This is a genomic window from Amycolatopsis sacchari, from assembly GCF_900114035.1.
Classification (GTDB): domain Bacteria; phylum Actinomycetota; class Actinomycetes; order Mycobacteriales; family Pseudonocardiaceae; genus Amycolatopsis_E; species Amycolatopsis_E sacchari.
This window is the reverse complement of the sequence record NZ_FORP01000001.1, coordinates 603251-629205: the sequence shown is the minus strand read 5'-3', so window position 1 is coordinate 629205 and position 25955 is coordinate 603251. Positions and strand designations below refer to the sequence as shown.

The following is a 25955-nucleotide window of genomic DNA, read 5'->3' as shown; positions in this document are numbered from 1 at the left end:
TAAGTGACGCGGTTTGGCCGTTCTTTCTGCGATTATCCCCCAGTCGGGCTATCGCTTGGCGGTAATTGCGGTACCTCCGGCGTCACGTCAGGCGCAGCTGCCCCCGCTGTCCCGCGCCCGGCCCGAGGTCCCCGAGACGGAAGTGGCGGCGGCACAGTACCTGGTAACGCAAAGTAGCGAAATCGGTCTGCGCCGGTGATGAGATTGCGTTTTCAACCACATCGGCGACCACCACGGTGTCGCCCTCGCGCAGCACCTCGCCGTCCCGCACGCGGGCGTTGAACCGGCCCGGCGCGCCGCACCAGCACAACACGTCCACCTGCACGGGCTGCAGCTCGTCGGCGAGCTCGAACAGGCGCCGCGCACCGGGGAACAGGCGGCTGCGGAAGTCGGTGGCGATGCCGAAGCAGTACACGTCGATGCGCACCTCGTCGGCGAGCTCCGCCAGCTGCTCCACCTGCACGGGGGAGAGGAACTGCGCCTCGTCCACCACGAGGTAGTCCACGTGCCGCCCCGCCACCCACTGCTGGCGGACCAGCTGGCGCACGTCGGTGTCGGCGCCGACCTCGATGGCCCGGCGGGTGATGCCGATGCGGCTGGTGATCTGCGGGGCGCCCGACCGGTCGTGCCGCACCAGCAGCAGCCCGCGCCGCCCCTGGCGCGCGTGGTTGTGGTCGATCTGCAGCGCCAGCGTCGACTTCCCGCAGTCCATCGGCCCGTAGCAGAACCGCAGCAGCCCCCGGTCGGGGGCGCGCCGCGTGCCCGCGCCGGGCACGGCGGACAGCGCGTCGGTGGGGTCGGGATCTTCGTCGGAAAGCGAGGTCACGACGCTCGACCCTAGCGCTCCCTTGATCGGGTGAATCGGGGGAGAGCGGCCCAACCTCGCCCCGGCTCGCGCGTCGCGGCGCCGCGGGGCTCCTACCGGGCCTTTCGCATGAAAACGGCGTGTCGCTGCGGGCGTAAACAGTCGGTGCGTGTGATGCTGTTGGGTTCCCTGTGAAAGTTGTGACTCCTGAGCAGCGAATTTAGTGTGCTCGCATGATCACCCACCGGCTCAGACGGGCGCCCCGCATCCTCGTGCGACTCCTGCTCGTCGCACTCGTCGCGGCAGGCCTCCAGCTGGTCGCGAGCAGCACCGCCTCCGCCGACCCCGCCGCCTCGACCTGGCTCAAGCTGCGCATGTGCGAGTCCAGCAACCGCTACGCCACCAACACCGGCAACGGCTACTACGGCGCCTACCAGTTCGACCTGCCCACCTGGCGCAGCGTCGGCGGCCAGGGCAGGCCGGACCTCGCCAGCCCGGCCGAACAGGACTACCGCGCGCTCTACCTGTACCGGATGCGCGGCTGGCAGCCGTGGGAGTGCGCGGGCATGCTCGGCCTGCGCAACGACGCCGACGCCCGCAGCAAGCGCGTCCCCACCTACGCCGAGTCCGCCTACATCGGTGGCGGCGGCCGCCCGGCGCCTGCCCCGGCACCCGCGGGCAAACCGGCGTGGCCCGGCGTGGTCTACGCCTACGGTGACTGCGCCCCCGCGCTCAAGACCTTCCAGCTGCGCATGAACGCCTTCGGCTACGGCTTCACCGGCACCGGCTGCTACCTCGACAAGACGAGGCAGGCCGTGCTCGACCTCCAGCGCGCCAACGGCATCAACGACTCCGGCCGCCTCGGCCCGAAGACGTGGAACGCCGCGTGGAACGGCAGACCACCCCGCTGACCGGTCAGCGCCGGACCCGCTGCTTCGCGTCGTAGTCCGCGCGGGCCCGCTCGACCGCGTCCAGGTTCACCGACCACTCCGCCAGCGTCGCGAACAGCGGGGCGAGGCTGCGGCCCAGCTCGCTGATCTCGTACTCCACCCGCGGTGGCACCTCGGCGTGGTAGGTGCGCACCACCAGCCCGTCACGCTCGAGCTGCCGCAACCGCTGGGTGAGCACCTTGGGCGTGATCGAGGCGATGCGGCGTTCCAGCTCGACGAAACGCTGGCGCCCGTATTCGTGCAGCGTCCACAGGATCGGCGTCGTCCACCGGCTGAACACGAGATCGACCACGGGCGAGACCGGGCAGGCCTGTTCCGGTGCCGGCTTCACCGTGTTCTCGGTCACGAACGCCCTCACTTTCCTCTAGGTACCTACTAGCCCCACGACAGTAGCGTCGCCACGACCACCAGGGGAGAACGAGAGGAAACCGGAATGATCGTGGTGACAGGCGCAACCGGGAACGTGGGACGGCCGCTGGTCCGCGCGCTGCTGGCGGCGGGGGAGCAGGTGACCGCCGTGTCCCGCAACGCGGCGCCGCAGCCCGCGGGGGTGCGGGCGCACCAGGCCGACCTGACCGAGCCGCACACCCTCGAACCCGCACTCGACGACGCGGACGCCGTGTTCCTGCTGACCTCCGGCGAATTCCTGGCGCGCGGCGACCTTGGCGAGGTCGTCGACGTGGTGCGGAACGCCGGAGTCCGCCGGGTGGTCCTGCTCTCGTCACAGGGCGTCGGCACCGGCCGTCACCCCGCACACCTGGAGGACGCGGTCCGGCAGCCGGACCTGGACTGGACGATCCTGCGGCCCGGGAACTTCGCCTCCAACGCACTGCAGTGGGCCGGTTCGGTCCGCACTGAGCGGACGGTCGTGGCCCCGTTCGGCGATGTCGCGCTGCCCGCGGTCGACCCGGCCGATATCGCCGCGGCCGCCGCTGTGGCGTTGCGCGACCCCGGGCACGCGGGCGCCGTGTACACGCTGACCGGACCGGCGCGGATCTCACCCCGTCAGCAGGCGGCGGCCATCGGCGAGGCACTGGGCGAGCCGGTGCGCTTCGTCGAGCAGAGCAGGCAGGAGGCACGGGAGCACATGCTGCGGTTCATGCCCGAACCGGTCGTGGAGGCGACGCTCGCGATTCTGGGCAGCCCGTCCGAGGCCGAGCAGACCGTAAGTGCGGACGCCGAACGCCTCCTCGGGCGGCCGCCACGCGCCTTCGCCGACTGGGCCGCCACCAACGTGGAGGCGTTCCGCTAACGCCACTCGCCGCGTTCGCGCAGCACCTCACGCAGCAGGTCGGGCCGGTCGCTGACGATGCCGTCCACCCCGAGGTCCAGCAGCCGCCGCATCTCCGCCGGGTCGTCGATCGTCCACGTGTGCACCTCGACCCCGGCCTTCGCGGCGCTGCGCAGGAACGAGCGGTCGACCACCGTCAGCGCGGCCTGCCGCACCGGCACCTGCGCCATCGCGCCCCGGCACAACCGGCCCAGCCGCAGCCACGGCGCCCAGCCGTTCGCCCACAGCACGGCCACCGAACGCGGCCCCATGGAGGTGATCAGCTTCGGCCCGGCGAGCCTGCGGATGCGGGCGAGCCGGGCATCGGAGAACGACGCGGCCGCCACCCGGTCCGCCGCGCCGAGCCGCTCGACGGCGCTGACGAACGGCACGACCGCGCTGTTGGCCTTCACGTCGATGTTGAACCGCGCCTCGGGCAGCTCCTCGAGCACGTCCTCCAGCCGGGACACGGGTTCGCGGCCGCCGATCTTCGCGCGCTTGACCACCGACCACGGCTGCGCGGCGATCGCGCCACGGCCGTCGGTCGTGCGGTCCAGCACCGCGTCGTGGTGCACGACGACCACGCCGTCGGACGTGGCGTGCACGTCGGTTTCGATGTACTGGAAGCCCTCGGCCACCGCGCGCCGGAACGACGACAGCGAGTTCTCCATGCCGTCGAGGTCGTCCAGGTGCCAGCCGCGGTGGACGAACGCCCGGGGGAAGGGGCCGGCGAGGTACGGGTGAGCGCTGCGCACCCGTCCCAGTGTGCTGCATCGGCGTGGCCGGGGCATGAGCTTCCGGTGGCCGGTTAGGGTCTGGCACGTGAGCGAGACCGTCGACCTGCTGGCTGGCATCCCCCGCAACACCGCACCCCTGCACTGCGGCTGGTGCGGGCGGCGCCTCGAGCAGACCACGGCGAAGGGCCGCCGCCGGCGCTACTGCGGCCAGTCCTGCCGCCAGCGCGCCTACGAGCGGCGCACGGCACTGCAGCGCAGCGGCCTGCCCGAGGACGCCGTCGTGCTCTCCGACGCCGAACTCGCCGCGTTGCAGGACAGGCTCTTCCAGCTCCGCTGCGCCGCCGAGGACGTCGCCACGGCCGCCGACGACGGTGCCGCCGCCGACGAACTGCGCCGCATGGCACTCGAACTGGCCTCCTCGGCGCGGGAACTGGAACGCCTGCGGTGAGCCCCTCCGGCTGTCCGATATGGCACGATCGCGCACGTGACCAGTAGTTCCCTGCAGGACCTCGCGCGGCTGCGCCGTGTGCGCGACCGGATCGACCGGGAGTACGCGCAGCCGCTGGACGTCGAGGCCCTCGCCCGCGGCGTGCACATGTCAGCCGGGCACCTCAGCCGCGAGTTCAAGCGCGCCTACGGCGAATCGCCGTACTCCTACCTCATGACGCGGCGCATCGAGCGCGCCATGGCCCTCCTCCGCCGGGGGGACCTGAGCGTCACCGAGGTCTGCTTCGAGGTCGGCTGTTCCTCGCTGGGCACCTTCAGCACCCGCTTCACCGAACTGGTCGGGATGTCGCCCAGCGCCTACCGCCGCGAGGCCGCCGGGGAGACCGAGGGGATGCCCGCGTGCGTCGCCAAGCAGGTCACCAGACCGATCAGGAATCGAGAAGCGCCCGCGCGCGCCCCGAAGCTAGCGTGACCGCCATGGACATCACCATTCACGCGAGCTACCTGCCGCAGAACGACCCCGAAGCCGCCACGAAGTTCTACCGCGACATCCTCGGTTTCGAGGTGCGCAACGACGTCGGCTACAACGGACTGCACTGGATCACCGTCGGCCCGCCCGCCCAGCCCGACGTCTCCATCGTGCTGTTCCCGCCGGAGGCCACCCCCGGCATCACCGACGACGAACGCCGCACCGTCACCGAGATGATGGCCAAGGGCACCTACGCCAGCATCAACCTCGCCACCAAGGACCTCGACAGCGTCTTCGAGCGGCTGCAGGCCGCCGACGCCGAGGTGGTGCAGGAACCGGTCGACCAGCCCTACGGCGTCCGCGACTGCGCCTTCCGCGACCCCGCCGGCAACATGATCCGAATCCAGGAGCTTCGCTGACGATGAGCACCGCCACGAGAACGGGCGCGCGCGCCGCCCAGCCGCACGTCGCCGACACCCACGACCTCATCCGGGTGCACGGCGCCCGCGAGAACAACCTCAAGGACGTGAGCGTCGAACTCCCGAAGCGCAGGCTGACGGTCTTCACCGGCGTGTCCGGCTCGGGCAAGAGCTCACTGGTGTTCGGCACGATCGCCGCCGAGTCACAGCGGCTGATCAACGAGACCTACAGCACCTTCGTGCAGGGTTTCATGCCGACGCTCGCGCGGCCCGAGGTCGACGTGCTCGACGGGCTCACCACCGCGATCATCGTCGACCAGCAGCGGATGGGCGCGGACCCGCGGTCCACCGTGGGCACCGCGACCGACGCCAACGCCATGCTGCGCATCCTGTTCAGCCGCCTGGGGCAGCCGCACATCGGCTCGCCCCAGGCGTTCTCCTTCAACGTCGCCTCGGTCAGCGGCGCGGGCGCGGTCACCTTCGAAAAGGGCGGGCAGACCGTCAAGGAACGCCGCAGCTTCAGCATCGTCGGCGGCATGTGCCCGCGGTGCGAAGGCCGCGGCTCGGTCAACGACATCGACCTGACCCAGCTCTACGACGAGGACAAGTCCCTCAACGAGGGCGCCATCACGATCCCCGGCTACAGCATGGACGGCTGGTACGGCCGGATCTTCAAGGGCAGCGGGTTCTTCGACCCCGACAAGCCGATCAAGAAGTACACCAAGCGGCAGCGGCACGACCTGCTCTACAAGGAACCCACCAAGATCAAGGTCGACGGCATCAACCTCACCTACGAGGGCCTCGTCCCCAGGATCCAGAAGTCGATGCTGTCCAAGGACGTCGACTCGCTGCAGCCGCACATCCGCGCGTTCGTCGAGCGCGCGGTCACCTTCGCCACCTGCCCCGACTGCGAAGGCACCCGCCTGAGCGCCGAGGCGCGGTCGTCGAAGATCAAGGGCATCAGCATCGCCGACGCCTGCGCGATGCAGATCAGCGACCTCGCCGAGTGGGTGAAGGGGCTGGACGAGCCGAGCGTCGCGCCGCTGCTCGCGTCGCTGCGGCACACCCTCGACTCGTTCGTCGAGATCGGGCTGGGCTACCTCTCGCTCGACCGGCCCGCCGGCACGCTGTCGGGCGGCGAGGCCCAGCGCACCAAGATGATCCGCCACCTCGGCTCGTCGCTGACCGACGTCACCTACGTCTTCGACGAGCCGACGATCGGCCTGCACCCGCACGACATCCAGCGGATGAACAACCTGCTGCTGCAGCTGCGCGACAAGGGCAACACGGTGCTCGTCGTCGAGCACAAACCGGAGACCATCGCGATCGCCGACCACGTGGTCGACCTCGGTCCCGGCGCGGGGACCGCGGGCGGCACCGTCTGCTTCGAGGGCACCGTCGAGGGGCTGCGGGCCAGTGACACCGTCACCGGGCGGCACCTGGACGACCGCGCCTCGCTGAAGCCCGCGGTGCGCACGCCGTCGGGTGCGCTGGAGGTGCGCGGCGCGAACACCCACAACCTGCGTGACGTGGACGTGGACATCCCGCTCGGGGTGCTCGTCGCCGTGACCGGGGTGGCGGGCTCGGGCAAGAGCTCGCTGATCCACGGGTCGGTGGCCGGGCGCGAGGGCGTGGTGGTGGTCGACCAGACGCCGATCCGGGGTTCGCGGCGCAGCAACCCCGCGACCTACACCGGTCTGCTGGACCCGATCCGCAAGGCGTTCGCCAAGGCCAACAACGTCAAGCCCGCGTTGTTCAGCGCCAACTCCGAGGGCGCCTGCCCCAACTGCAACGGCGCCGGGGTGGTCTACACCGACCTCGGGATCATGGCGGGCGTCGCGATCACGTGTGAGGAGTGCGAGGGCAAGCGCTTCCAGGCCTCGGTGCTGGACTACAAGTTCGGCGGCAAGGACATCAGCGAGGTCCTGGCGATGCCGGTCTCCGAGGCCGAGGCGTTCTTCGCCGACGGCGAGGCGAAGACCCCCGCGGCGCACAAGATCCTGGCCCGCATGGCCGACGTGGGGCTCGGCTACCTGACACTGGGGCAGCCGCTGACGACGCTGTCCGGCGGCGAGCGGCAGCGGCTCAAGCTGGCCACGCAGATGGGGGAGAAGGGCGGCATCTACGTCCTCGACGAGCCGACGACCGGTCTGCACCTCGCCGACGTCGAGCAGCTGCTCGGCCTGCTCGACCGGCTCGTCGACTCCGGCAAGTCGGTCATCGTGATCGAGCACCACCAGGCGGTGATGGCCCACGCGGACTGGATCATCGACCTGGGTCCCGGCGCCGGTCACGACGGCGGGCAGGTCGTGTTCGAAGGCACGCCCGCCGACCTGGTGGCGGCCCGGTCGACGCTGACGGGGGAGCACCTGGCGGCCTACGTCGGGTGAGGGCGCCGGGGGGCGAACGGGCAGTGTCACCGACCTCTTCGGGCAACATCGGCCCCCTGACGCAACGGTGCGAGATTTTCGTCGTCGAATGGCGCGACCGGCGAGGGCCGGGGGGACAGAAGAGGACGTGGTAGTCGCGTGAGCAACCCGCTGGTGGCGCAGGAGCAGAGTTCGACGAAGGCCTACTCCGGTGTCTCGATACTGGAGACGGCCTTCGACCTGGACAACGCGATCAAGAGCGGGGACTGGGCCGCGGTGGCGCTCGGCGCGGTGGGCACCGCACTCGACGCGCTGTCCATGGCGATGGACCCGTTCGGCGCCATCCTCGCCGCAGGCGTCGGCTGGCTGATGGAGCACGTCGGCCCGCTCAAGGAAGCGCTCGACGCGCTCGCCGGCAACCCCGACAAGATCACGGCGCACTCCGAGACCTGGGCCAACGTCGCCAAGGAGCTCGGGGACATCCAGACCGAGCTGAAGAACGCCGTCGACGCCGACCTCCAGTCGTGGACCGGGCCGGCGGCCGACAGCTACCGCGCACGGGCGGCGGACACCGGGAACCTGCTGGAGGCGGCGGAGAAGGGCGCGGACGGCGCTTCCTCGGGCATCAAGACCGCGGGCGAGGTCGTCGCCGCGGTGCGGTCACTGGTGCGCGACATCATCGCCGAGCTCATCGGGCACCTGATCAGCTGGGCGCTGCAGGTGCTGTTCACCCTCGGCATCGCCTCGGCGTGGGTCGTGCCGCAGGTCGTCGCCGCCGTCGCGAAGGTCGCGTCCAAGATCGCCGACCTGACCAAGCGGGTCGTCAAGGCGTTGCAGGCGCTGGGGAAGCTGCTCAAGCAGGCGAGCGAGATGTTCGGGAACGCCGGCAAGGCGTTCCGGAACCTCAAGCCGGGCAGCAAGACCACCCCCGGCAAGCCCAGCGACCTCGGCGGCACCTCGAAGAGCGGCGCGACAACGCCGTCCAGCACCACCGATTCCGCGCCACCCCCGGGCGGGAAGGGCGGCAGCAGCGAGGGCACCGGCTCCGGCTCCAAGGGCGACACCGACGCCACGGACACCTCCAGCGCGTCGAACGGCAACGGCAACACCACGCGGGGCAACCCCGGGAGCAACGGCAACACGAACCCGGCCGGCACCGGCAAAAACGGCGACAACTCGAAGAGCCTCAGCGAAAACAACCAGAACCTCAACGAGAACAAGAAACCGGTCGAGAAACGCCCCGACTGCGGTGACCCGATCGACGTCGCGACCGGCTGGATGATGCTGACCCAGACCGATCTGCGGGTCGACGGTGCCCTGCCGCTGGAGTTCTCCCGCGCGCACATCTCCTCCTACCGCGCCGGGCGCTTCTTCGGCCCCTCCTGGGCGTCCACTGTGGACCAGCGGCTCGAGGTCGCCGAAGACGGGCTGCACGTCGCGCTCGCCGACGGCAGCATCCAGCGCTACCCCGTCCCGATGGGATCGCCCGTGCTCCCGGACGGCGGGCCGGCCCGTCCGCTGCGCGCGGTCGAGGACGGCTACCTCGTCGAGCACCCCGACGAGCAGCGGACGCTGTTCTTCGAGGCGTCCCCGGACGGCGTCCACCCGCTCCGCACAATCATCGACGGCGACGGCAACCGCATCGACATCCTGCCCGGCGCGGACGGCGTCCCCGCCGAGCTCGTGCACTCCTCGGGCACCAGGCTCCTGCTCGACAACGAGAACGGCCTCATCACGGCGCTGCGCACCCCCGAAGGCACCGTCCTCGCCAGCTACACCTACGACGAGCGCGCCCGCCTCACCAGGATCGTCAACGACACGGGCACCCCGACCTGGTTCACCTACGACGCCGAGGGCCGGATCGTCCGCTGGGAGGACGTCAACGGACGCTGGTACACCTACCAGTTCAACGGCGAGGGCCGGGTCGTGCGGGCCGCCGGCACGGACGGCTACCTCGACTGCACCCTCGACTACGACCGGGAAAACCTCGTCACCACCGTCACCGACTCGCTCGGGGCGGTGCGCCGGTACCAGCTCGACACCCGGCTGAACGTGATCGCGGAGACCGACCCGCTCGGCAACACCACGACGTTCTCCTACGACCGGCACGACCGCCTCCTCACGCGCACCGACCCGCTGGGCGGGCGGACCCGCTACGAACGGAACGAGGCCGGCCGCGTTGTCGCCGTGACCGCCCCGGACGGCACCCGCACCCTGACCGAGTACAACGAGCTCGGCAGGCCGTCGGCCCTCATCACGCCGGACGGCGCGACGTGGCGTTACTCCTACGACGAGCGCGGCAAGCTCGTCGCGGTGGTCGACCCGCTCGGCGCACGGACCACCTACGCCTACGACGAGCGCGGCAACGTCGCCGTGATCACCGACCCGCTCGGCGGCGTCAGGCGCATCGAGTCCGACGCCGCGGGCCGGCCGCTGGTCGTGACGGACGAGAACGGCGCGGTCACGCGCTACACCTACGACTCGCTCGGCCGCCCGACCTCGATGACCGACGAGCTGGGCGGCGTGACCCGCTACTCGTGGGCGACCCCGGACGAACTGGCCGAGCTGGTCGGCCCGGACGGCGCGGCCCTGCGCTGGCGGTCCACCCCGGTCGGCAACGTCGAGGAGAGCATCGACGCGCTCGGCAACGCCAGCCGCGTCGAGTTCGCCCACTTCGACCTGCCGGTCGCCGAAACCGGCCCGAACGGCGAGCGGGTCACCTACACCTACGACACCGAGCTGCGCCTGGTCGCGATGACCAACGAACAGGGCTTCGTGTGGCGCTACCACTACGACCCCGCCGGGAACCTGATCAGCGAGACCGACTTCAACGGCCGCACCCTGCGCTACCGGTACGACGCGGCGGGCCGGCTGGTCGAGAGCACCAACGGCGCGGGGGAGACCACCGTGCTGGAGCGCGACGCGATGGGCCGGGTGGTCCGCCGCGTGACGGGGAACGACGTCACGACGTTCACCTACGACGTGGCCGGGAAGATGGTCGCCGCGCGCAACGCCGACGCCGAGGTCACCTTCACCCACGACGCGGTCGGCCGCGTGGTCGCCGAGACCATCAACGGCAGGCCGGTGCGGTCGGCGTACGACGCACTGGGCCGGCGGATCGCGCGCCACACCCCGTCCGGCGCCGAATCCCGCTTCGAGTACGACCCCACCGGGTCGCTCACCGCGCTGCACACCGGCGGCCGCACCATCCGCTTCGAACGCGACCTCGCCGGCCGGGAACGGGTGCGCCGCTTCGCGGGCACCGAACTGCGCCAGGCCTGGAGCCCGGCGGGGGAGCTGACCGCGCAGACGGTCGTCGCGGGCAGCCGCACGCTGCAGCGCCGCGAATACGCCTACCTCGCCGACGGCTACCTGAGGTCGGTGTTCGACGCGATCTCCGGCCCCCGCACCCTCGACGTCGACCGCACGGGCCGCGTCCGCGCGGTGACGGGCCCCGGCTGGCAGGAGAACTACGCCTACCACCTCTCCGGCGTGATCTCGCACGCGCAGACACCGGGGGAGCCGGGCCCGGCGCCGCGCGAGTACCGCGGCACGCTGCTGGCGTCCGCCGGGCGGCTGCGCTTCGCCTACGACCCCGAAGGCCGCGCCACGCGCCGCGGCGCCGGCCCGGACGGCCCGCACTGGCAGTTCGGGTGGAATGCCGACAGCCGGCTGACGTTCGTCGTCACGCCCAACGGTGAGCGCTGGCGTTACCGCTACGACGCGCTGGGCCGCCGCGTCGCCAAACAGCGACTGGCCCGCGACGGCCGGGTGGCGAAGCAGGTCCTGTTCGCGTGGGACGGCGATACGCTCGCCGAACAGGTCCACAGTGGACCCGGGCGCCCGCAGGTGGCGACGGTGTGGGAGTGGGACCCCGACACCGGAAGGGCGCTGACCCAGACCGAGCGCGTGCTGGGCACGACGGACGAGCGGTTCCACGCGATCATCACCGATCTGGTAGGCACCCCGACCGAACTGCTCGACGAGTCCGGCGCCGTCGCGTGGCACCTACGGGCGACGCTGTGGGGCAAGGTCGTGTCCGCCCCTGGCCGCGCCACCACGCCGCTGCGTTTCCCCGGCCAGTACTTCGACGCGGAGACCGGGCTGCACTACAACGTGCACCGCTACTACGACCCCGAGGTCGGCCGCTACCTGTCACACGACCCGCTGGGGCTGGACCCCGGACCGGATTCGCAGGCCTACGTGCTCAACCCGACGGCGCTGGTCGACCCGCTGGGCCTGATGCCGAAGGCCGCCACCACGACGCCGTGCAAGAAGGCCCAGGCGAGGCCCAGTCCGTACGGCAACGCGAAGCAGAAGGTCAAGAACGCGGTACAGAAGATCAACCCGTTCGGGACGAAGAAGCCGAGGGGCAACCCGGACAAGTCCGACGGGACGTACGGCAAGACGCAGAACGAGCAGGCGCGTACCTGGCAGAAGTTCCAGAACGACATCAAGAACGACCCGGACTGGAAGGACCCTGACGGGCTCGTCAGCGGCAAGACCCACGAGTCCGAGCACCCGATCGGCTACAAGGCGATCGGCGGTGACGACTTCCAGCGCGCCAACGCGCACGCCCAGCAGATCAAGAAGGACAAGGACGCCGGCAAGCGCCCCAACGACGCGACCCCGGCCGAAAAGGCCAACATGAAGCATGCGCGGCGCCTGGAGGACAACGCGCCCGCGTACCAGGAGTCCTACGACTCGCACCGCGCCAACATCGGCACCGGTACGAAGACCGACCGTGACGGCTCCAACATGAACGCCGACGAGTACCGCGAGTCGCAGCGGAACCTCCTGGCGGGCAACAACGCCCCCGGGCACAACACACCGGGCAACGCCGGTGACGCCGTGCAGCTCAACCAGCTGACCTACGCCCACCAGCACTACAAGCCGGAGATGGTGGACAACCCCAGCTACAAGGCCGACGGCAGCACGCCCAACGAGCCGGAGAAGCTCTACGCGAGGGATTCCCAGGACCCGGACAAGCTCAAGGAAGTGCCCACGTCCGACAGCTTCCGGCCCACCAAGGGCACCACGCAGGGCAACGTCGCCGACGACTCGTACCACCACATGGTCGACAACATGGTGGGGAAGAAGATCGAGTTCAGCGACGGCCAGGGCGGCTTCCGGTTCACACCCGAGATCACCAAGGACGACGCGCTCGGGATGCACACGGCCCGCGACATGGTGCGGGACGGCCCCATCCCGAAGGACCAGATGGAGAAGTACCTCAACGACAAGCGCGACACCTACCTCGACAGGGAGCTCGGCCGCACGTTCGACGACAAGCCCACGCCGATCCAGGACCCGGACGCGAAGGACGCGGCGGCGAAGATGCGCGAGCACCAGGAGCGGCTGATCGCCGAGCAACGGGCCACCCGCGACTGGATGGATCTGGACTGAGGCGGTTCGCGTCCGGCGTCTGATGGGGTTCGCGATCGGACGCCGCAGTTCGATCGCCTGTGCGGCACAGCGGCGGCCGAGCACTGGTGACCGTGCTCGGCCACCCCTCTCACAGCGGCGCGCCCCAAGCGCCGATAATGTACATTATGTTAAGTAGGCATGATCGGCCCGTCCCCGGGGACGATGAGCCGCCGGGCCGCAGGCGCGAACCTCAGTCACCGCCTCCTGGACTGGGTCACGGACGAGGCCGCTGGGTTCGAGCACGTCACTAACCCAGCGGCCTCGCGCCAGCCCGTGAGCCACGTCGGCTCAGGCCGTCCTCAGGAGAAATCGAGGTCCATCGGGCTCCCCGGCGAGATCGGCGACAGCTGCGGCGGGTCGAAGTCGCCGCGCTCGAGCTTCGCCCAGTCCTCCGGGGTCGGGTCCTTGTAGTACCGCTGCCAGACGTCGTCGCCGGGCCACTGGCCCGTGCGCGCCGCGTTGCGCGCCTCGTGCAGTTCGAACGCGTCCAGGTCGTCGATCGGCCTCGTGGTCACGTGGTTGCCGCCCCCGCTGACCGGCACCTCGTGCCCGCCCGTCGGGACCGGCTGGCCCGGGCGCGGGTTGTACCGGATGCCCTCGCCGCTCTCGCGCATGTCGTCGATCATCTTGTGGTACGAGTCGTCGGCCATCCGCATCCGCAACCGCTCGTACTCCAGTGCCGCGCGGTCCGGGTGGTTCGGGTTGGCGTCGATGGCGTCCCTGCGCTCCTGCTCCCTCTTGGCGAAGTCGGCCTTTTCCTTGTCGTACAACGGATGCGGGTCCAGGTTCTTCTCCGGGTCCCCCGCGAAGTGGACGTGGTTGGGGTCGTCCCCGTGGTAGACGCGCTCGGAGAAGCTGTGCGGGTGCGTGTACTTGTCCAGCGTCTCCGGCGTCTGGAAAGCCTGCTGGTGCGCGTAACCGAGCTGGTTGAGCTGGATCGCGGTGCTCGGGTCGTTGTTCTCGATCGCGGTGCGCTGGTCGTGCCGGTAGGAACCCAGGCGTTCCCGGTAGGACAGGTCACCGGGGCTCGTGTTCGGCCCCTCTTCGACGCCGCCCTTGGACCACCCGGACTCGTGCGCGGCCGGACCCTTGCCGGTACCCGGGTGGTACCGGTGGTTGGCCCAGTCCTCGAAGTAGGCGTAGGCGTTGTTCTCCAGCGGCTTGTTTTCCTTGTCCCCGCGCGAGCCCTTCGCGCCACCGTTGTCGGCCAGGATGTCGTAGCCGGCCACGTGCTCCGACTGGTGCGTCTTGTTCCCGTTGATCTTGCTGCTGTACTTGTTCTCCAGGCGCTTCCGCTCGGCGTCCTTGTCGCCGTACGTGCTTTCCGGGTACTTGCGCTTCTTCCCCGGTTTCCCGGCGGCCGAGTCGGCGGGCTTCTGGTACGGGTGGAACCGGTCCGGCTTCTTCCCTCCCCCGGAACCGCCCGCCGAGCACGGCGGCGCGACCTTGGCCAGCCCCAGCGGGTCGATCATCGCGGTCGGGTTGCCGACGTAGGCCAGCGAGTCCGGGTCCGGCGTCAGCCCCAGCGGGTCGTGCGAGAGGAAGCGACCCGTTTCCGGGTCGTAGTACCGGTGCCGGTTGTAGTGCAGCCCGGTCTCGGGATCATGGTACTGGCCCGGGAACCGCAACGGAGTACCGGCCGCTCCCCCGGCCGAGATCACCGGCCCCCACAGCGCGGTGTGCTGGTGCCCGGCCAGCGCGCCGGTCTCGTCGAGCAGCTCCGACGGGCTGCCGACGAGGTCGGCGACAACGGCGTGGAACCGTTCAGGCCCCGGGCCGCCGAGAACCCGTTCGAGCTGCGTGAGCAGCAGTTCGCTGTCGGGCGCCCACTCCCACACCGTAGCGACCAGCGGCTTGCCGTGACCGCTGTGCACCTGTTCCGCGGGCAGCTGCCCGTCCCAGGCGAACTCGACCTGCTCGACGACGGTGCCGGTGTCGTCCAGGCGTTGCTTGGCGATGCGGCGGCCGAGAGCGTCGTAGCGGTAGCGCCAGACCGCGCCGTCCGGGGTGCGGACCCCGACCAGCCGGTTCTCCGCGCTCCACTCGTACGTCCAGCGCCGCCCACCCCGTTCGCGGGCGACGACGCGGCCTTCGGCGTCGTGGGTGTAGGCGGTGGCACCGGCGGCGGTGAGCAGTGTCCCGGTGTAGGAACGCGGGCCGTGCGCCTCCGGGGAACCGGGCCAGCCCGCACGGGTGAGCGCACCCGTCACGTCGTAGTCGTAGCTCTCCTGCCAGCGTGCGCCGCGCACGGCACGGACGCGGCCGTTGGGGTCCACGTCGAGCGTGCGGGGCCCGGAGATCAGGTCGGACACCGTGCCGAGGTAGCCGTCGGGCAGGTAACCGTACTCGCGCCGTTGCACGGTGTCGGTGCCGCGGACCACGGTCTGCGCGGCCAGCTGGCCGGTGGGGGTCCAGGTCTGCCGCAGTTCGGCCACCGGGCCGGCGGCGGTGACGAGCGTGCGCAGGGTCTCGCGGCCGGCGGCGTCGTAGGTGAAGCGCAGGGTGCGTCCGGCGGTGGTGAGTGCCGTCGGACGGCCCTCGGTGTCGTAGCCGAACACCGACTCCGCGCCCGAGGGGGTGCGACGGCTGGTGCGGCGGCCGAGCCGGTCGTAGCGGGAGTACACGACGCGCCCGTTGATCGACTCCGACAGCACGCGGCCGAGCGCGTCGTAGGTGAACCGGACTTCGCTGTGCTCGTTGCGGGCCACCACCATGCGGTCGGCGGCGTCGTAGGCGAACTCGGCGACCTCGTCCGCGCTGCTGCGCCGGACGACGCGCCCGAGGCTGTCGCGCTCCAGTGTGATCGTCTGCCCGGCGCCGTTGGTGCGGCGCACGAGCCTGCCCACGGCGTCGTACTCGTAGCGGAGGACCCGGCCGTTGTAGTCGGTCTCCCCCACCATGCGGCCCACGGCGTCGTACTCGTAGCGCCACACCAGGCCGCGTTCGTTCGTGACCGAGGTGAGCCGCAGTTCGGTGTCGTAGCCGTACTTCAGGGTGCTGCCGTCGGGCCGCTTCTCGGTGACGGGCAGGTCGAACTGGGCGAACTCGACGCGGCTGACCCCGCCGCGCGCGTCCGTCCGTTCCTCGGCGTTGCCGCGCGCGGTGGTGGTGAAGCGCTCGACCACGCCGTCGGCGTCGCGGGCCTGCACGAGGTTGCCCGCGGCGTCGCGGACCATCGTGGTGGTGCCGCCGAGCGGATCGGTGATGCTCGCGGTGTTGCCCAGCGCGTCGTAGCCGTAGCGGGTGACCGCGCCGTCGGGGGTCGTGATGGCCACCGGGAGGCCGGCGGCGTTGGCCTGGACCCTCGTGACGCCGCCGAGCGCGTCGGTCACCGAGTCGATGGTGCCGGTGTGCGGGTCGTAGGTGTAGGAGGTGGCCGCCCCGGTGGGATCGACGCTGCGGACGAGGCTGCCGCGCGCGTCGTACTCGTAGCGCCACACGGCGCCGTCCGGCCCGGTCACCGCGGTGGGCCGGCGGCGAGCGTCGTATTCGACGACCATGCGGCTGCCGTCCGGCCGGGTGACCGACACGAGGTTGCCGACCTCGTCGTACTCCCAGCGCGTGACGTGGCCGAGTTCGTCGGTTTCGGCGAGCACGCGGCCGAAGCGGTCGAGGTCGATGCTGATGCTGTGGCCGAGCGGATCGGTCCGCCCGATGACGCGCAGCCGTTCGTCCAGCCGGTAGCGGGTGACGTGGCCGAGTGAGTCGGTGACGGTGGTGACGCGGTTTTCGGAGTCGTAGGCCAGTTCCGTGTCGAGGTAGCCGTCGGTGCCCTGGGCGCGCACGCAGCGGCCCTGGGAGTCGTAGCCGTAGCGGTACCAGCGGCCGTTGACGTCCTCCCAGCGGAGGAGCCTGCCGTCGGCGTCGTAGCTGAACTTCAGGGGGGTGCCGGCCGCGTCGGTGACCTCCACGAGCCTGCGGGCGGAGTCGTAGCGGTACTCGGCCAGCGGAACGGGCGAGTCCGGGGTGCGCAGGGCGGTCACGAGGCCGTCGGCGGTGTCGATCTCGATGCGGTAGCCGCCGGAGTGCTCGATGGCCGCGGGCACTCCGGCGCGGTACCGCAGCACCATCCGGTTGCCGGCGCCGTCCACGACGGCGCGCAGCGGCAGCGTCGGCTGCCCGGGAGCGGCGGCGAAGTAGCGCATCCGGTCGGACTGCGGGTCGCCCACGATGAAGCCGTGCCGCACGCGGCGCAGGGCCAGGTAGGGGCCGCGTTCGGGCAGCACCGGCTCCATCCCGCGCGGGACGGGGTACCGCAGCAGGGTGCCGTCGGCGAGCGCCAGGTGCAGCCCGTCGTCCTCGACCTCGATCCGTTCGTCCAGGGTGGACGCCCAGGTGGGGCCGAAGTGGCGGCCCGCGCGGTAGGAGGACAGGTGCGTGCGGGCGACGACGAGCGGCAGCGCGCCGGGCAGCGAGACGTCCTGCTGTTCCAGCAGCACCGCGCCGGTGGCGACGTCGATCGGGTCACCGTTGAGGCAGCGGTTGACGCTCGGCGTCGTGTGCTCGTCGGGATTCGAGTTGTTGTTCGCGATGCGGGAGCCGTCGTCCTGGCCGCCCTTCGTCGCGGACGACGTGGTGGTGCCGTCACCGCCCCTGGCCCCGCCGCCCGTGCCACCGGACCCCGTGGTGTCGCTGCCGGGATCGGACCTCGGGGCCGGCCCCGGGTCGCCGTGGGGTGTGCCGTTGCCGGCGCCGTCGTGGGAGGTGGACGACGGGCTCGTGTTGCCGCCGGGGTCGGTGTTCGGGGTCGACGACGGCGTGGTGGAGCCGTTGTCCTTCGGGCCGCTCTTCGTGGCGCCGCCGAGGTCGCTCGGCTTGCCCGCGGTGGACCTGCCACCGGCCTTGAGGTTGCGGAAGGCCTTGCCGGCGTCGCCGAACAGCTTGCCGGCCTGCTTGAGCAGGTCGCCCAGCGCCTTGAGCGCCTTGACCAGCCGCTTGGTCAGGTCCGCGATCTTGGACGCCACCTTGGCGACCTCGGCGATCACCTGCGGCACGACCCACGCCGAGGCGATGCCGAGGGTGAACAGCACCTGCAGCGCCCAGCTGATCAGGTGCCCGATCAGTTCCGCGATGATGTCGCGCACCAGTGACCGCACGGCGGCGACGACCTCGCCCGCGGTCTTGATGCCCGAGGAAGCGCCGTCGGCGCCCTTCTGGGCCGCGGTCAGCAGGTTGCCGGTGTCGGCGGCGAGTGCGCGGTAGGTGTCGGCGGCGGGACCGGTCCACCCCTGGAGGTCGGCCTCGACCAGGCTGGTGAGGTCCTGGCTGATCTCGCCGAGTTCCTTGGAGATGTTGCCCCACGTCTCGGAGTGGGCGTTGATGCGGTCGGGGTTGCCGGCGAGCGCGTCGAGCGCTTCCTTGAGCGGGCCGACGTGCTCCATCAGCCAGCCCACCCCGGCGGCGAGGATCGCGCCGAAGGGGTCCATGGCCATGGAGAGGGCGTCGAGCGCGGTGCCGACCGCGCCGAGCGCGACGGCGGCCCAGTCCCCGCTCTTGATCGCACTGTCCAGGTCGAAGGCGGTCTCCAGCAGCGACACTCCGGAGTACGCCTTGGTGGAGCTTTGTTCCTGTGCGACCAGCGGGTTGCTCAAGCGAACACCTCGTCCTCTCGATCTTCGCGTCCACCGGACGTTATCAGCGCTCCGACCGCTCGTTCTGAAGCGCCGTTGCCTCTCAGCCGGGTTGCTGCCCGTGCGGACGTGGTGGATTGCCCTTCCGGGTGGTCAGGGTGGCGGCAGGGTGCCTGCGCCTTCCGGGGCTGGTCGGCGAGGGGTTCGAACCACCAGGCATCCGGGCACGAGGACGAAGGTGAGCCCTGGTCAGTCCCCCGCCTCCGGCCGGTCGAGGATGCGGAGCCACGTGCCATCGGGCTGGCGGCGGGCGACCTGGACCCGGCCGCCGGTGCCGTCGGCAGGGCGGGTGGCCGTCAGCGCGAGGTCGCCGTAGCGGAGCGTGGGCAGCGGGTCCTCCAGCCGGAACCGGATGTCCTGGAGCAGCATCTGCTCGAACACCGCCCGGATCGCGTCCCGCCCCACGGTGGTGGCGCCGGGCGGGTAGGCCAGCACGGCGTCCGGTGCGTACAGCTCGGCGAGTCCTGCGGCGTCGCGGTCGTTGGCCCGCTCGACGAACAACCGGGCGAGATCTTCGGGTTCTTTCGCGTTCATGTCCTCACTGTGCGACGGCTCGAATCAGAAATCCAAGAGCTGGTTCTGCTGGCGACTAGAAGCAACAGTTATGGAGCTAGGGCAGCTCGAGTGCTTCGTGGCCGTGGCCGAGGAGGCGAGCTTCACCCGACAAGGCCGCCCAGCGTGGCCGCCGCTAGATACGACTGGCCACGGCGCGCAACAATCCCCGGCTCCGCCGCTACTACGAGACTCTGCATTCCACCCCGTCACGCTCGCCGGCCCACCAGCCTCCACCAACGCCCCTGTGGGCCGAACCGGTGACCTCGTATCCACGCGTGCCCCGCTGTGCTCTGATGGGCACGAGGAAGGGGTGGTTTCCCGTGCGACGACTGATCATCTGCTGCGACGGCACCTGGTGCGACCCCGACGTGGAGTCCGTGACCAACGTCCGCCGGTTCTACAATGCACTGTCCGATCAGGACAGTTCCGGGCGGCGCCAGCTCGCCTGCTACCAGCCCGGCGTCGGCACCACCGGCGGGGTGCTGCGCCGCATGCTCGGCGGCGCGCTGGGCAGCGGGCTGTCCGACGACGTGATGGCCGCCTACCAGTGGCTCGCCACCACCTACTCCCCTGGCGACGCCGTCGCCTTGGTCGGTTTCAGCCGGGGCGCCTACACCGTCCGCAGTCTCGCCGGGTTCGTCGGCGCCTCGGGGCTGGTGGACCTGCGGGAACGGCCCCCGGCGGAGGCCGGGAAGCTCGTCGCCCGGGCGTACCGCCACTACCGCGCCCGTGACGACTCCCCGGAGTGGCGCGAAGGGCTGGCGTTCCGCTACGACCCCCGCTCCGGTGGCGAGTTCCCCATCGACTTCCTCGGGGTGTGGGACACCGTCGGCTCGCTCGGCGTCCCCGGCTACTTCACCGGGCTCAACCTGCTCGACCCGCCCGATCGCTACCGGTTCCACGACATGAAGCTGAACCCGCGCATCAAACACGGGCGGCACGCACTCGCCCTCGACGAGCGTCGCCGTCCGTTCACCCCGACCCGTTGGGTGGCCCCGGAACCCGGCCAGGACATCGAGGAACGCTGGTTCCCCGGCAGCCACATGGACGTCGGCGGCGGGCACCGTGAGACCGCGCTGAGCGACCGCGGCCTGCAGTGGATGATCGGCGAGGCGGAGAAGCACGCCGGGCTCGGCTTCCACCGCGCGAGCGTGCAGGCGCTGTCCCCCGACCCGGCGGGACTGCTGCACAACGACGACCGCGGGGTGTTCGGGGTCCTGCCCACCGTGGTCGAGCCGCTGATGCAGCCCATACTGGAGGCCGCGTTGCAGTACCGGCCGCGGGCCGTGCCGCGCGTGACGGCCGAGGTCGCCGAGATCGATCCCTCCGCTGTCGAGCGGCGGCGCGCGCAACCCATCACGGGCGGGCGGTACCGGCCGACGCAGGTGCTCGCCCCCGGGGAAAGCGCGACCGTCGGCGTGGCGGCCCACGAACTGTGGCACGACACCGGGCTGTACCTCGAACCCGGGCACTACCGCTTCTCGGCCTCCGGCCAGTGGTACGACGGCACGGGCTGGTCGGGTCCTGAGGGCCGGGCTGTCGCCGGTCTGCTGCGGCACGTGGTGGGCAGCGTGCTGGCGCTGGGCCTGCGGTGGTACCGGCGCCTCCCGGGACAGGACGTCGCGTACGCGCCGCTGGCGCCGCGCGAGGTGGACCTGCCGTGGATGTCGCTGGTGGGGTACGTGGCGAACGACGCCCACCCCTGCCCCGGCGCCCCGAACGGGCGCGAGCACCAGCGGATCGCGATCGGCGCAGGCGCCGGGTGCGAGGTGCGCAGCCCCGGGTACTGCTACGCGTTCGCCAACGACGCGTGGGGCCGCTACGGCACCAACCGCGGCACGGTGACGCTGACGGTGAGCCGGGACAGCTGAGTCAGGCGACCGCGACGCGGATGCCGAAGAAGTCCAGCATGTGCGGCAACGGCTCGTCCTCGGGCAGCCGCGGCGCGGTCACCGCCAGGGTGTGTTCCAGCGCCACGCGCAGGATCGCGGTGCCGGTCAGCTCGGCCAGCGAGATCCCGGGGCAGATCTGCCGCCCGCCGCCGAAGTGCACGAACGGCGGCGACCCCGCCGCGTCCGGGGCGAAGGTGTCGGGGTGTTCCAGCCCGTCGGGATCGCGGTGCTGGTACGTACTGGCGATGAGCACCTGGGTGCCCGCGGGGACGAGCCCGCCGCCGGGCCAGCGGATCTCGCGGCGGGTTTCCCTCGCCAGCAGGGTGGTTGTCGGCCACAGGCGCATGGTTTCGAGCAGGCACGCGGTGCGGTAGCGGTCGTCGGCGAGCGCGCGGCTCCGGTCGGCCGGCCGCTGCGCGACGACGGCGAGGGTGCGCAGGGTGTTGATGGCGAGGGTGTCGCCGAGGGCGAACAGCCAGTGGGTGAGCTGGCCGGTCGGGTCCGTCCAGCCGGTGGACGGGGTGTCGGTGAACCAGCCCGCGAGGCTGTCCCGCCCGGCGTGGCGGACGTGCTCCCCCACGCGCTCGTGGAAGCCCGCGAGTTCGCGACGGCCGTCCCGGCAGGAGGTTCGCGCGGCTCATCATGCGTTCCAGGGTTTCGCTGAGCTCCTGGTCGTCCGCGGCGGTGTCCCCGAACAGGATCCGCCGGGCGATGCGCTGCACGGTGCGGTGCCAGGAACGCCAGTCCAGCACGGGTCCCGCGGCGACGAGGTCCTTCGTCTCCTGCTCGGCGCAGGCGGTGAAGTGCCCGGCCAGGCGGGGTAACCGCCCGAGCACCGTTTCGGTGAAGGTGCGGCGGTCACGCCACAGGTGACCGCGGGAGATGGTCAGGGCGGTGGGCTGGAAGTGGCTCATGCCGCGGCGTTTCGCCGGGGTGTCGGCCGCGTAGTCCTCGACCGGCCCGTTCAGCACCCGGTGTGTGTCGGCGGGGTCGAGCAGCAGGAGCCCGCCCCGCACCCGCACGGGGCCGCCGTCGTAGCGGCGCGAGAGCGTGGAGAGCACGCGCACCGCGGCGCGGTCGACGTCGGCCAGTGTGGCGAGCCGGACGGGTACCCGCCAGCGGTGGAACAGCCCCTGCACGAGGTTGGGCGCGAGCACGGTGGCGGTGACGGCGAGATCGTCGAGCGGGCGTGCGCGGGGAAATCGTGGGGTGCCGGCCATCGGAATCTCCTGATCCATTTTCCGGAACCGCGGGGGAAATGCGCTCCCCAAAGTAACGCGGTGGCCGGACCGCCGCCAGGTCCTGCTGGAATTCGCTGTCTCGACGGGGCTTTGCTCCACTTGGGTATTCGGGTCACGATCCTGGACAGGCAGCGAGATCCGGTGCGAGTCTGGTTCTTCCGCGCGCCCGGGTTGCGGCCGGTGATTTGTTCGCGGACGAGCGTGGTCGAGCGCGGAAAACACTCGGAGGGGAATTTCCATGAACAATTCCGAACCCGCTGACCGGAGTTATCGCAGGGCGTTGCCGTGGCGGTTGTTCACGGCCGTGACCGGGCTGGTGGACCAGGTGGTCGGGTGGGACCGGCTGCCGGTGCCGCTGGGGTTGCTCGAGCTGATCGGGCTGCGGACAAAACTGCGGCAGGACAACCTGTACGACACCGGGCACCTGCCCGCCGTGGACCCGCCCGAGGCGCCTGCGTTCTCGCGTGACTACCTCACCGGGCGCACGGCGGACGGCAGCCACAACGACCTGGACCGCCCGGCCACGGGCATGGCGGGCACGCGGTTCGGGCGCAACATCCCGCTGGACCGGATCGCGGCGGCGACGGAGACCTCGGTGCTGTCGCCGAACCCGCGGGAGATCAGCCGTGCGCTGCTGACCCGGACCACGTTCGTGCCGGCCTCGTCGGTGAACTCGCTGGTCGCGGCGTGGTTGCAGTTCATGATCCGCGACTGGTTCAGCCACGGCAAGAGCCCCAAGGACAACCCGTGGGAGGTGCCGCTGGCCGCCGACGACCCGTGGCCCGAGCGGCCGATGCGGATCATGCGCACCCCTGACGACCCGACGCGGCCCGCGGGCGCGGACCAGCCGCAGACCAGGGTGAACGTGCTGACGCACTGGTGGGATGGTTCGCAGATCTACGGCGTCGACCGGCGGCAGCAGCAGTGGCTGCGCAGCGGTGAGGGCGGGAAGCTGCGAGTGCTCGACAGCGGGCTGTTGCCGCTGCCGGACGACCCGGCCGACAACCCGGCGCTGGTGCCCGGGTTCTGGCTCGGTCCCGAGCTGTTGCGGACGTTGTTCACGCTGGAGCACAACGCGATCTGCGACCGGCTGCACGCCGACTACCCGTCGTGGCCGGACGAGGAGCTGTTCCAGCGGGCGCGGCTGGTGAACTCGGCGTTGCTGGCCAAGATCCACACCGTGGAGTGGACGCCCGCGGTGATCAGTCACCCGACGACGAAGGCGGCCTTGCGGGCCAACTGGTTCGGGCTGGCCGGTGAACGGGTGCAGCGGCTGTTCGGGCGCATCAGCGACAGCGAGGTGGTCAGCGGGATCCCGGGTGGCTCGACCGACGACTACGGCGTGCCGTTCTCGCTCACCGAGGAGTTCGTCGCGGTGTACCGGATGCACCCGCTGCTGCGGGACCACTGGGACTTCCGCTCGGTGGCCGACGACCAGACGGTGCTGGAGTGCGATTTCCCCGACCTGGCCGGGGAGAACGCGTTGAAGGTGCTCAACAGCGTGTCGCTGACCGACCTGCTGTACTCGTTCGGGACGCTGCCGCCGGGGCTGGTGACGTTGCACAACTTCCCGCGGCACCTGCAGGAGTTCCACCGCCCGGACGGGCACCTGCAGGACCTGGCGGCGACGGACGTGCTGCGCTCGCGTGAGCTGGGTGTGCCGCGGTACAACGAGTTCCGGCGGCTGCTGCACCTGCGGCCCGCGCGGGACTTCGACGAGCTGACCGGGAACCGGCAGTGGGCGGAGGAGATCAGCCGCTGCTACGGCGGGCGGATCGAGGACGTCGACCTGACGGTAGGCATGTTCGCCGAGCGCAAGCCGGCGGGGTTCGCCTTCAGCGACACCGCTTTCCGCGTGTTCATCCTGATGGCCTCGCGGCGGCTGAACAGCGACCGGTTCTTCACCGAGTACTACACGCCGGCCGTGTACTCGCAGACCGGGCTGGACTGGATCCGGGACAACTCGATGCTGAGCGTGCTGCTGCGGCACTACCCCGGTCTGCGGCCCGCCGTGGCCGAGGTGGACAACGCGTTCGCGGCGTGGCCGGTGCGGTCATGAAGGTCGTCGACGAGCAGGGGCTGCTGTCGGCCGCGGACGACGAGCTGATCCGGTTGTTCCGCGCCAGCCCGCCCGGCGAGGTGCCGCTGGGCGCGATGGACGGCACGGCCGTGATCGGCGCCGGCACGGGACTGGCGAAGCCCGTCGCGACGCTGGCGCGGGCGCTGGCGTGGCGCGGCAAGGTGTTCGACGGCAGCGGGCAGTGGCTGAACAACCGGGTCGGCCCGCTGGGGCTGCGGGCGATCCGGGCGACCGTGGCGCCCGGCCGGAGCTGGCTGGACGGCCGCGACTGCACGGTCATCGACTATTCGGAGTCGTCGCTGGTGGCACGCGGGGTGCGGGACGAGATCCGGCTCGTCGCGCCGGGGCTGTACCTGGGCGTGGTGTGGCTGTGGCGGCGCCGGGTGGCGTGGTTCGTGCTGCGGCGCCCGCCCACCGCGTCGGCCGGACCGGCCCCGCACCAGGTGGCGCTGACGATCCGGGCGCGGCTGCGGCGCGGTCGCGAGGCGGAGGTGCCGGGACTGCTGGAGCAGTTGCGCAAGAGCGTGGAACTCGACGGTGGCCCGTTCCGGGAGCTCGCGGGGGTGCACTTCGCGCGCGTGTTCCTGTTGCCCGCGGAGGACAACGGGCCGCCGACGCTGATGTACCTGGCCGAAGTGGACACTCCGGTCGGGGCGCACCTGCGGGATCTGGCGTCGGCGCCCAACGATTCGCTGCCGTCGTTGCTGGCGATGTGCGAGGACCACCCGGACAACGGCAGTGTGCAGGACCGGGTGCGCTGGCTGGCGCAGCGGCGCATCCCGGCGGCGTCGGCGTACGTGCACCACGTGGGGCGGAGCCTTGCCCGGATCCAGGACGAAGCGCGGCTGCGGGAGCGGATCGAGGACTTCCTCGACGAGGGTGACTGGTCGGGTGCGGACGAGCGGGAGGTGCACCGCGCCGTGCGCGCCTTCGTGGCGGGGCGGCCGGAACTGTCGTGGGCGTTGCGCCCGCCGGAGGCGCCGTCGGCGGCGTTCCGGGCGCGCGAGGCGGTGCACCGGGTGGTCGTGCCCGCGGCCGTGCCGTTGCTGCTGCCCGCGCTGCCGGTGTGGGCGCTGCTGATCCGGCGGCTGGAAGCGCGTGACACGCCGGAGATCGGCCGGGTGTCGCCGGAGCGGCTGGCGGAGCTGACGCAGCAGGAGGACCTGTCCACGCAGAACCCGTTCACGGCGGCGGGGACGGTGAAGCCGGGGCTGGTCAGGGCGGTCACGTTGCGGACCGTCCTGTTCGGACTGGACTACTTCAACCGGCACGTGTACGCGCGGGGCGGGCTGGCGGGTGTGCGGACGATCCACTTCGCGCGCTGGGTCTACGTCGACCGCGGGCGGCGGCTGGTGTTCGCCAGCAACTACGACGGCAGCCTGGAAAGCTACATGGATGAGTTCATCGACAAGCTCGCCCCGGGGCTCAACGCGGTGTTCTCCAACGGCGTCGGCTACCCCGCGACGCGCTGGCTCGTGGGCGGCGGGGCGCGCGACGAGCAGGCGTTCAAGGACTACCTGCGGGCGCACCAGCTGCCGAGCGTGTGGTACTCGGCGTACCGGGACCTGTCCGCGCGCAACATCGACGACAACTCCAAGATCCGCGAGGGCCTGTCCCGCGACCTCGGCGCCGCCGAGGCGCGGTCGTGGCTCGCGTTGCTGTGA

General features: G+C 71.2%; 16 protein-coding genes. 10 read left to right on the top strand and 6 right to left on the bottom strand.

What is annotated here, in order from left to right; genetic code table 11:
• Window positions 1-82: 82 nt before the first annotated feature.
• Window positions 83-826 carry a thymidine kinase gene (locus BMZ92_RS03005; RefSeq protein ID WP_091504080.1) on the bottom strand — a complete coding sequence of 248 codons (744 nt, stop codon included), beginning with the start codon at window positions 824-826 and terminating at the stop codon, window positions 83-85.
• Window positions 827-1038: 212 nt separating this feature from the next.
• Between BMZ92_RS03005 and BMZ92_RS03000 the strand changes: the two genes are divergently transcribed.
• The gene (locus BMZ92_RS03000; RefSeq protein WP_091504079.1) at window positions 1039-1716 is read left to right on the top strand and encodes a transglycosylase family protein; all 678 of its coding nucleotides are present in this window, start codon (window positions 1039-1041) and stop codon (window positions 1714-1716) included.
• Window positions 1717-1720: 4 nt separating this feature from the next.
• On the opposite strand, the gene BMZ92_RS02995 is transcribed toward BMZ92_RS03000, so the two are convergent.
• Window positions 1721-2101, bottom strand: a complete 381-nt coding sequence (locus BMZ92_RS02995; protein ID WP_177228508.1) for a winged helix-turn-helix transcriptional regulator — start codon at window positions 2099-2101, stop codon at window positions 1721-1723.
• 87 nt (window positions 2102-2188) lie between these two features.
• Between BMZ92_RS02995 and BMZ92_RS02990 the strand changes: the two genes are divergently transcribed.
• A complete protein-coding gene (locus tag BMZ92_RS02990) occupies window positions 2189-3007 on the top strand; it encodes an NAD(P)H-binding protein (protein ID WP_091504078.1) in 819 nt (272 codons plus the stop codon).
• Here BMZ92_RS02990 and BMZ92_RS02985 read toward each other — a convergent pair.
• A complete protein-coding gene (locus tag BMZ92_RS02985; RefSeq protein ID WP_091504077.1) occupies window positions 3004-3780 on the bottom strand; it encodes a glycerophosphodiester phosphodiesterase family protein in 777 nt (258 codons plus the stop codon). The two genes, BMZ92_RS02990 and BMZ92_RS02985, sit on opposite strands and share 4 nt — an antisense overlap.
• A 67-nt stretch (window positions 3781-3847) precedes the next feature.
• Between BMZ92_RS02985 and BMZ92_RS02980 the strand changes: the two genes are divergently transcribed.
• The 5 genes from BMZ92_RS02980 (at window position 3848) to BMZ92_RS02960 (ending at window position 12872) form a co-directional block, all read left to right on the top strand.
• Window positions 3848-4210, top strand: a complete 363-nt coding sequence (locus tag BMZ92_RS02980; RefSeq protein WP_091504076.1) for a hypothetical protein — start codon at window positions 3848-3850, stop codon at window positions 4208-4210.
• A 36-nt stretch (window positions 4211-4246) separates the two neighbouring features.
• The gene (locus tag BMZ92_RS02975; RefSeq protein ID WP_245782854.1) at window positions 4247-4681 is read left to right on the top strand and encodes a helix-turn-helix transcriptional regulator; all 435 of its coding nucleotides are present in this window, start codon (window positions 4247-4249) and stop codon (window positions 4679-4681) included.
• Between the two features lie 5 nt (window positions 4682-4686).
• Entirely contained in the window at window positions 4687-5097 is a 411-nt protein-coding gene (locus BMZ92_RS02970; protein ID WP_091504332.1) for a VOC family protein, read from the top strand.
• Window positions 5098-5099: 2 nt separating this feature from the next.
• On the top strand, window positions 5100-7487 hold the full coding sequence (locus BMZ92_RS02965; RefSeq protein WP_091504074.1) for an ATP-binding cassette domain-containing protein: 2388 nt from the start codon (window positions 5100-5102) through the stop codon (window positions 7485-7487).
• Window positions 7488-7625: 138 nt separating this feature from the next.
• The gene (locus tag BMZ92_RS02960) at window positions 7626-12872 is read left to right on the top strand and encodes an RHS repeat-associated core domain-containing protein (RefSeq protein ID WP_091504073.1); all 5247 of its coding nucleotides are present in this window, start codon (window positions 7626-7628) and stop codon (window positions 12870-12872) included.
• 320 nt (window positions 12873-13192) lie between these two features.
• Here the strand turns inward: BMZ92_RS02960 and BMZ92_RS02955 are convergent, their stop codons facing one another.
• Together BMZ92_RS02955 and BMZ92_RS02950 are read right to left on the bottom strand one after the other, a co-directional pair.
• Window positions 13193-18484, bottom strand: coding sequence for an RHS repeat-associated core domain-containing protein (locus BMZ92_RS02955; protein WP_091504072.1), 5292 nt, complete (start codon window positions 18482-18484; stop codon window positions 13193-13195).
• Window positions 18485-18712: 228 nt separating this feature from the next.
• Window positions 18713-19057 carry a YybH family protein gene (locus BMZ92_RS02950; protein ID WP_091504071.1) on the bottom strand — a complete coding sequence of 115 codons (345 nt, stop codon included), beginning with the start codon at window positions 19055-19057 and terminating at the stop codon, window positions 18713-18715.
• A 341-nt stretch (window positions 19058-19398) separates the two neighbouring features.
• On the opposite strand from BMZ92_RS02950, the gene BMZ92_RS02945 reads away from it, so the two are divergent.
• Window positions 19399-20949 (top strand): DUF2235 domain-containing protein, encoded by a 1551-nt coding sequence (locus tag BMZ92_RS02945; protein WP_245782853.1) that lies wholly within the window; start codon window positions 19399-19401, stop codon window positions 20947-20949.
• A 1-nt stretch (window position 20950) separates the two neighbouring features.
• Here BMZ92_RS02945 and BMZ92_RS37960 read toward each other — a convergent pair whose 3' ends face one another.
• Window positions 20951-21550, bottom strand: a complete 600-nt coding sequence (locus BMZ92_RS37960; protein WP_245782852.1) for a cytochrome P450 — start codon at window positions 21548-21550, stop codon at window positions 20951-20953.
• A gap of 899 nt (window positions 21551-22449) precedes the next feature.
• On the opposite strand from BMZ92_RS37960, the gene BMZ92_RS02935 reads away from it, so the two are divergent.
• Entirely contained in the window at window positions 22450-24270 is a 1821-nt protein-coding gene (locus tag BMZ92_RS02935; RefSeq protein ID WP_091504069.1) for a peroxidase family protein, read from the top strand.
• Window positions 24267-25955: a hypothetical protein gene (locus BMZ92_RS02930; RefSeq protein WP_091504331.1), complete on the top strand. Its 1689-nt coding sequence runs from the start codon at window positions 24267-24269 to the stop codon at window positions 25953-25955. The genes BMZ92_RS02935 and BMZ92_RS02930 overlap by 4 nt, the downstream gene beginning before the upstream one ends.